This is a genomic window from Paenibacillus sp., from assembly GCF_035645235.1.
Classification (GTDB): Bacteria; Bacillota; Bacilli; order Paenibacillales; family YIM-B00363; genus Paenibacillus_AE.
Map to the genome: position 1 here is coordinate 1 of NZ_DASQMZ010000081.1, position 7,709 is coordinate 7,709.

Annotated in this window: 7 protein-coding genes; 5 read left to right on the forward strand and 2 right to left on the reverse strand. The window is 64.4% G+C overall.

The window, feature by feature from the left end:
* The 3 genes from VEZ38_RS07720 to VEZ38_RS07730 all read left to right on the forward strand — a co-directional run.
* On the forward strand, window positions 1-1,196 hold a 1,196-nt coding region (locus tag VEZ38_RS07720), incomplete at its 5' end, for a CapA family protein (RefSeq protein WP_324892773.1).
* Between the two features lie 15 nt (window positions 1,197-1,211).
* On the forward strand, window positions 1,212-3,335 hold the full coding sequence (locus VEZ38_RS07725) for a stalk domain-containing protein (protein WP_324892774.1): 2,124 nt from the start codon (window positions 1,212-1,214) through the stop codon (window positions 3,333-3,335).
* Window positions 3,336-3,384: 49 nt separating this feature from the next.
* Window positions 3,385-4,014: a fumarylacetoacetate hydrolase family protein gene (locus VEZ38_RS07730; protein WP_324892775.1), complete on the forward strand. Its 630-nt coding sequence runs from the start codon at window positions 3,385-3,387 to the stop codon at window positions 4,012-4,014.
* Between the two features lie 105 nt (window positions 4,015-4,119).
* On the opposite strand, the gene VEZ38_RS07735 is transcribed toward VEZ38_RS07730, so the two are convergent.
* A complete protein-coding gene (locus tag VEZ38_RS07735) occupies window positions 4,120-5,307 on the reverse strand; it encodes an HD domain-containing phosphohydrolase (protein ID WP_324892776.1) in 1,188 nt (395 codons plus the stop codon).
* A gap of 185 nt (window positions 5,308-5,492) precedes the next feature.
* Between VEZ38_RS07735 and VEZ38_RS07740 the strand changes: the two genes are divergently transcribed.
* Together VEZ38_RS07740 and VEZ38_RS07745 are read left to right on the forward strand one after the other, a co-directional pair.
* Complete coding sequence (locus tag VEZ38_RS07740; protein ID WP_324892777.1) at window positions 5,493-6,077, forward strand: guanylate kinase; 585 nt, start codon at window positions 5,493-5,495, stop codon at window positions 6,075-6,077.
* Window positions 6,078-6,344: 267 nt separating this feature from the next.
* Entirely contained in the window at window positions 6,345-7,133 is a 789-nt protein-coding gene (locus VEZ38_RS07745; RefSeq protein WP_324892778.1) for a lipoate--protein ligase family protein, read from the forward strand.
* Window positions 7,134-7,378: 245 nt separating this feature from the next.
* Here the strand turns inward: VEZ38_RS07745 and VEZ38_RS07750 are convergent.
* The coding region (locus VEZ38_RS07750) for an alpha/beta hydrolase-fold protein (RefSeq protein ID WP_324892779.1) at window positions 7,379-7,709 on the reverse strand (331 nt) is incomplete at its 5' end.

Sequence of the window (7,709 nt, forward strand, 5' to 3'; positions counted from 1 at the left end):
CCTGGAACGTCTGGGCGTCGTCTCCCGAGGAGACGATGCGGGGCGCGTCGCCGGACGCGGAGCGGCCCGCCGCGGGCGAGGCCGAACCGGCCGAACGCGGCGAAGGAACGGGCTCGCCCGGCGCGCAGCCGTCGAACGGGGACGCGGAGCCGAACGGGGACACGGAGCCGAACGAGGACGCGTCGCCGGACGCGGGCGCGGAGACGCCGCCGGCGGACGCGCCGGACCCGGCGTCGCCGGGCTCGGTACGGCTCGCTTTCGTCGGCGACGTCTTGCTCGGGGAGTACGTCGGCACGCTGCTGGAGCGCAACGGCTTCGATTATCCCTATACGCATGTGCGCGAAGTGCTGCAAGCGGCGGATATCGCCATGGCCAACCTGGAGACGGCGGTGACGGAAGCGGCGGGCGAGAAGCCGGGCCTGAAAACCTACGAATTCCGCAGCGATCCCGCCGCCCTGCCGGCGTTCCGAGAGGCGGGCTTCGACCTCGTCAACCTTGCGAACAATCATACGCTGGATTTCGGACCGGAGGCGCTTCGCGACACGATGCGGCATCTCGATGAGAACGGACTGCTGCACGTCGGCGCCGGGGAGAACGCGGACGAGGCGTTCGCGCCGGAATATATCGAGGCGGGCGGACTGCGCATCGCCGTGTTCGGCTTCAGCCGCGTCATTCCGGACACGGATTGGAAGGCCGGGAAGGACAAGCTCGGACTCGCGGATACATACAACTACACGCGGCCGGTGGAGGAAATCCGCAAAGCCGCCGAGACGGCGGATCTCGTCGTCGTGCTGACGCATTGGGGCGACGAGGGGACGGAGGAGCCGCATCCGCAGGAGCAGGTGGAGCTCGGGCGGCGTTTCGTCGACGCCGGCGCCCATCTTGTCGTCGGCTCCCATCCCCATGTGCTGCAAGGCTTCGAGCGGTACGGCGACGGCTGGATCGCGTACAGCTTAGGCAATTTTATATTTACGAAATCGAAAAACCCGCTGACGTACGATACCGGCATTCTCGAAGCGACGTGCGGCAAAGGCGGCGAATGCGAGCTGCGCATGGTTCCGTTCCGGGCGGATACGCCGCAGCCGCAGCCGATGGACGCCGAGAGCCGCGCCGCTTTGCTTCGAAAGCTGTCGGGCTTGTCCGCGGGGGCCGAGGTGCTCGAGGACGGAACGATCGAGGCGACGACACAACCATAGGGAGAGGCGCTCACCATGAGGAATTCGAAAATGCTGCAAGCCGCGGTCATCGCTTCGCTGCTGGCGTCCGCCGCGGGCGCTTCGCCCGCCGCGGACGCCGCCGAGCCGTACCGCCTATACGTGAACGAGACGTCCGTTCCCGCGGCGCCGTACCGGCAGGACGGCGAGCTGATGCTGCCGCTGCGCCCGCTCATGGACGCGCTCGGCTTCGCCGGAGCGTGGAGCGAGGACGGTACGCGGTTTACGGTGCAGGCGGGCCCGCGCACGGTCATATACGAGCCGGGGTCGCGCTCGGTCGTCGCGAACAGCGCGGCGTACGTGCGCGGGACGGCGGCCGCCGTCCGCGACGGCAAGCTGTACGTGCCCGCGGAGTCGGTTCGCGCGGATTTGCGGCTCGAGCTCCGGTGGAGCGCCGCGACGGGCGCCGTCGTCGTCGAATCGCCGCCTGAGCTGTACATCGCGAGTCTCGCCGCCGCGTCGGACAAGCTCGCGTACGCCGGCGAGACGCGCGGCGGAGTGCCGCACGGACAGGGCGTGTGGAAGCGAAACGGCGTAGTCGTCTACGAAGGCGCGTTCGCGAGCGGAACGATGCACGGCCAAGGGAAGCTGTATCGGAACGGCGCGCTGCTGTACGAGGGCGCCTTCGCGCATGGGCGCGCGGAAGGCATCGGGACGTTATACGAATCCTCCGGACGGCATTACGTCGGCTCGTTCGCGCGCAGCCTGCCGAACGGGCAAGGCTCCTGGTACGTAGGCGACCGGCTGGCGTACGCGGGCGAATGGAAAGACGGCGTCATGGAAGGGGCCGGACGGTTGTACGACGAAGAAGGGCAGCTCGTCTACGACGGGGAGCTGCGGCGCGGCCTGCGAGTCGGCTTCGGCGTCGCGTACGAGGACGGGCGGCCGGTATACGCCGGCGATTGGATCGCCGACCGGCGGTCCGGGCACGGCAAAGCGTTCGACGCCGAAGGGGGGACTGCGTATATCGGCGGCTGGAAGGACGGCGAGAAGCACGGAAGCGGCTTCGCGTACGAGAGCGAGACGATCACGCTGTACGAATCCGACGGAAGGACGATTCTAGGCGAGCGGCGAGTGGACGCCACGCTCGCCACGCCGGTCGTCCATACGGCCGGCAAGCTGGCTTCGAAGGGCGATCCGCTGTTATATTTCGGATTGGACGCCGAGGAACGAGCCGCGCTGCTCGACGAAGCGGATGTGCCCGAAACGGCCGCCGGTGAAGACCCCTTGAACGGCTTCGCGGAAATTCGGACGTACGCAGGCAAGCGGGCGACCGAAGCCGGCGTCGTCTACGAGTCGGAGCGGTTGTATATCGGACAAGTGAAAGACGGCGTTCTGCACGGGTACGGCCGCCAATACGACGACGGCCGGCTGGCGTACGCGGGGGACTTCGCGAACGGTCTGCGGGACGGCGAGGGAAAGTCTTACGCGGACGGTATGGTAACGTACGACGGGCAATGGCGGAACGGCGTGCGGCACGGGTACGGGCGAACGTTCGTCTACGACGAAGCGAATCCGAACGTTGCCGCGCTCGGCATCGCGAAGATCGAGGAGAGTACGTTCCGGGACGGTACGCCGGTCGCCCTCGTCCGTAAGCTGGAATATTACGGCGACATCGCGAACGGCACGCTGAACGGGAGAGGCTCGCTGTTCGCGCGGAACGCCGCCGGCCGCTTGGAGAAGTGGTACGAAGGCGGCTTTCTCGACGGCAAGTATTCGGGCGCCGGTACGCTGTATTCGGGCAAGGCCGTCGTTTACGAGGGCGATTTCGCGGACGGTCTGCGCAGCGGCACCGGAACGGAATACAGCGTTACGAACGCGTCGACGGGCGCCTCGGTCGTCTTGTACCGGGGGCCGTTCCGGAACGATGCGTACCACGGCGAAGGCGCGTTGTACTACCCTAGCGGGTATGTGCGGTACCGGGGACGCTTCGAGAACGGGCTCATGCACGGGGTCGGCCGGCTGTTTTACGATTGGCGCAACGCGGGCGTCGGGACGACGGGGACCTGGTACGAGGGGACGTTCAAGCGCGGCGCGAAGCACGGGTACGGAAAGCTGTACGACACGAGCGGGCGGCTCGTGTACGAGGGCGAGTTCGTGAACGACGAGACGGTGAAGTAGCCGCGATGCGGCAGCGGATGGCCGAAAGCGAGAAGGGGAGCGAAACCGCATGACGAATATGGAATATCGCAATGTATACTGCATAGGACGCAATTATGCGCTTCATGCGAAGGAGCTGGGCAACGACGTGCCGGCGGCGCCGATGGCGTTCCTAAAGCCGACGCACGCGATCGTGCCGGTCGCCGGCACGATCGCAATGCCGGCCGGCGTCGGCGAAGTGCATCATGAAGCGGAAATCGTGCTGCGCGTCTCGAAGCCGTATGCGCCGGGGGCGCGCGTGGAGGAGCTCGTCGATCGGATGACGCTCGGGCTCGATTTTACGCTGCGCGACGTGCAATCGACGCTGAAGAAGCAGGGGCACCCTTGGCTGGCGGCCAAGGGCTTCCGCAACTCGGCGCCGATCTGCGGCTGGATGCCGTTCCCCGGCGCCGCCGCCGTCGAAGCGACGCCGTTCGAGCTTCGCAAGAACGGGGAGACGACGCAGCGCGGCTTCGCGCGCGACATGATCTTCTCGTTCCAGACGCTGCTCGATCACCTCGGGTCGACGTACGGCTTAGACGCAGGCGACGTCGTCTTCACGGGCACGCCGGCGGGCGTCGGACCGGTCCGCGACGGCGACGCGCTCGAGCTGCTTTGGGACGGCCAGGTCATCGGCGCCTGCACGATCGCGATGAAATAAGAAGAGGGCTTGTTCGGGAGACCGCCTTACGAAGGCGGCGGCTCGAACAAGCCCTCTTTCCTGAGTAGCGCGATGGGGGCGCTAGCGGCGCCCGCCGGGAACGGCTTATACCGCCGTCTCCGGAATCGCGTCCTGGTACTCGTCGCGAATCTTCAAAATTTTCGGCAGCTGCTCGAAGAACGCGTCGACGACCTTCGGGTCGAAGTGGTGGCCGCGTTCCTCCCGGAACAGGTTCATAATTCGGTCGAGGTCCCATGCTTTCTTGTACACCCGCTCGCTGCCGAGCGCGTCGAATACGTCGGCGATCGCGGTGATGCGGCCGTAAATATGGATATCCTCGCCTGCGAGCCCGTTCGGGTAGCCGCGGCCGTTCCACTTCTCATGATGCTGCGACGCGACGACGGCGGCGATCTTGAGCAGCTCGCGCCGGGAGTTTTTCAATAGGTTGTAACCGATCGTCGTATGCGTCTTCATAATGTCGTACTCTTCCTCCGTCAGCTTGCCCGGCTTCTTGAGCACGGCGTCGGGGATGGCGACCTTGCCGATGTCGTGCATCGGCGACGCCAGCTTGAGTTTCTCCGCTTCCTCCTGCGGAATCCCGAGGCCGAGCGCCAGGATATACGAATACTCCGCGACGCGCTTGACGTGATTGCCCGTCTCCTTCGACCGGCTTTCGCCGATCTCGCCCATCGTGAAGATGATCTCCTTCTGCGTCTCTTCGATTTCCTGCTGCAGCATGACGGATTCGATCGATTTGCCGGAGTACGAAGCGGCCAGCTTCAAATACTCCAGATCTTTATTCGAAAACACCTCGGCCTCCGTCATCTTGTTGACCGCTTGATACGCTCCGATGACGCGCCCTTCGTTGTTTTGGAACGGGACGACCATCAGCGCTTTCGTATGGTAGCCGGTCCGCTTGTCGGTGGCGATGGCGCCGCTGAGCAGCACGTCCCGGTAAGGGATGTTCGTGTAGGCGTCGTCGATGAACACCGGCTCGCCGGAGGCGACGGACATGCCGACGAGGCCGGACGTCAGCGGAATGCGAAGCTCCTTGACGCCGTGGGCGACCGTCGTAAACAGTTCGTTCGTCCGCTCGTCGATGAGCCACACCGAGCATCGGTCGGCGACGACCATCTCGCGCCCCATGTTCGCCATGAGGATCAGCACGTTTTCCAGGCTGCGTTCGTTGGCGATTTTCGCCGTGTATTCGAAAATGACGCTGAGCATCTGCTCGGACGTAAGGTCTTTTTTAATCTTGACGACTTCTAATTCGTATTCGTCATGCATAGTCATAGGCACCTCTCCGCCTTCACGGGCTCCGCCCGAATTGTTTCGCATCGTGAATTAGCAACCTTATTTTAGCAGAGGCGGGGCGGATAATCGACGGTTTTTTCGAGCGCGAAAATATTTTTTGAATATTTAGACGTATCATTATATGATAAATGCATGCATAGAAACTAATCATGGAGGTGGCGCGAATGACGGCGACGGACGGCAAATATATTTTCGTGTTCACGGGACCGGACGGCTCCGGCCGGAAGACGGTGGCGGACGCGGTCGGCCTGACGCTGGGTCTGAGGAAGGTCATCTCGTACACGACGAGAGCGCGGCGTCCGATCGAGGAAGACGGTCAAGATTACCACTTCGTCACCGAAGCGGCGTTCCGGGAGTCGGTCGCGGCGGGCGAATTCATCGAGCATCTGACGATCGACGGCAACCGATACGGCATTAAAGAAGCCGATATTATGTCCTTGTACGAAAAGGGAAGCGTGTATCTCATCCTCAACCGCCACGGAGCGGACATCCTGCGCCGGCAGTTCGGGGACAGCGTCGTACGGATTTTCGTGTACGCCGACCGCGGCACGGTGCGGAGCCGGCAAGTCGCGGACGGCTTGTCGGAGCCCGAAATCGAGCGGCATCTGTCGCACTACGACGAGGATATGTCATACGGCCCGCAATGCGAGCATACGGTGGAGAACATCAACGACCTTGGACATACGATCTTCCACGTGACCAACATTTTGGAGGAATACTTGCAGCGGGATTTGGTGGATAAGGACTAATTCGTTCCTATGGAAAATGAATCGAAGAAAGCTCGGACGCGCCGGCGTCCGGGCTTTTTTTATAGGTTTGGGCGACACACGAATGCTTGCGCTTTACGCGGCCGGCGTTAGGCTGGAGGGCTGCGAGCGCTACACGCGCCGATGTGCAAGCGTGTTTGTTGTCTGCACATTACATCTCCGCGTTTCCGGTTTGCTTGGGGCCGCAAGGTCCGTTACAATGGGGGCACTTACGCTCTCTTGGTACGGAATCGAGGTGCCTTTCCTGTGTTGATTACCCATTTGCGTTTATCGTCCGACGAGGACATCTACTATCCGTTCGCTTGCGAGGAGTGGCTGTGCCGCGAGGCGGGCGAGGATCGCATGCCCGTTCCGGCCGTCCATCTCTGGCGGCATGAGCGGGCGTTCGTGCTCGGGCTGCGCGACAGCCGCCTGCCTCGCGCCGCGGAAGCCATGGATTGGCTCGAACGCGAAGAAGGGTACCGCGTCATGGTGCGCAACTCCGGCGGCGCGGCGGTGCCGCTCGACCTCGGCGTCGTGAACGTGACGCTCGTGCGCCGGAGCGCGCCGGGCCGGCTCGACATGAACGGCGACTTTCGGCTCATGGCGGCGTTGCTTGCCGAGACGCTCGAGCCGTACGGCGTCCGTTTCGACACCGGGGAGGTGTCGGGCTCCTATTGCCCCGGCGAATACGACCTTAGCATCGACGGGCGCAAGTTTTGCGGCTTGGCGCAGCGTCGGCAGCTTCGCGCCTATGCGGTGCAGGCGTTCGTCAACGTCGAAGGCGATTCCGCCGCGCGCGCCGCCGTCGTGCGGGAGTTTTACCGCCGCGCGGGAGGCGTCGGCGGTGCTGCGGCTGCCGGCGCGGCGCTCGACGTCCGCCCGGCCGTCATGGGCAGCTTAACCGAGCTGCAGCCGGATTTTCCCGGCGCCGACACATGGCTGGGCTCGCTCGCCGCCGCGTTCGGCGAACCGTCCCCGCTTCCTGCCGGCGCCCCGTCCGCCATCCGCGACATCGCTGCCGGTCTCCGCGCCCGCTACGACCCGCGGGAGTCGTAGTGCCGCCGGCGCTACCGCTCCCGTAACAAAACTTTCGCTACAGAGCCTCGGTGCTCGGAGTTAGCGGAGAACTCCGGTAACAGGCGCGCAAAAGCGGCCTGGGAGCCCGAGTTACCGGAGAACTCCGGTAACTGCCCCGCAAAAGCGACCTAGGGGCCCGATTTAGCGGAGAACTCCGCTAACGGCCGCCCGCGGTATCCCCGCGCTTGCCCCACCCGGCGCCCCAATGGCCCCGCGCCGCCCGCCTACTCCGCCAGCGCCCAGCGCAGAGCGTCTGGAAGCTCCTGCTGCCAGAAGCCCCAGAGGTGCTTGCCGGCCTTTTCTACATAATGGACGTCCGCGTCCCGGGCTTCGAGCAACGGACGAAACCGGCGGTTCGCTTCCAGAAAGTCGAACGTGCCCCGGCTCGTCTCCACCGCCGTCTCCTCCGTACCGATCAGCTGGTACAACCGCAGCCACGCCAAGTCCTCCGCCGCAGACACCGCCGCGAACGACGGAGCGAGGAACGCCCCCGACAACGCGATCACCTTCTGAATGAGATCAGGAACTTGTAGGGAAAGATGTAAGGAGACCGTT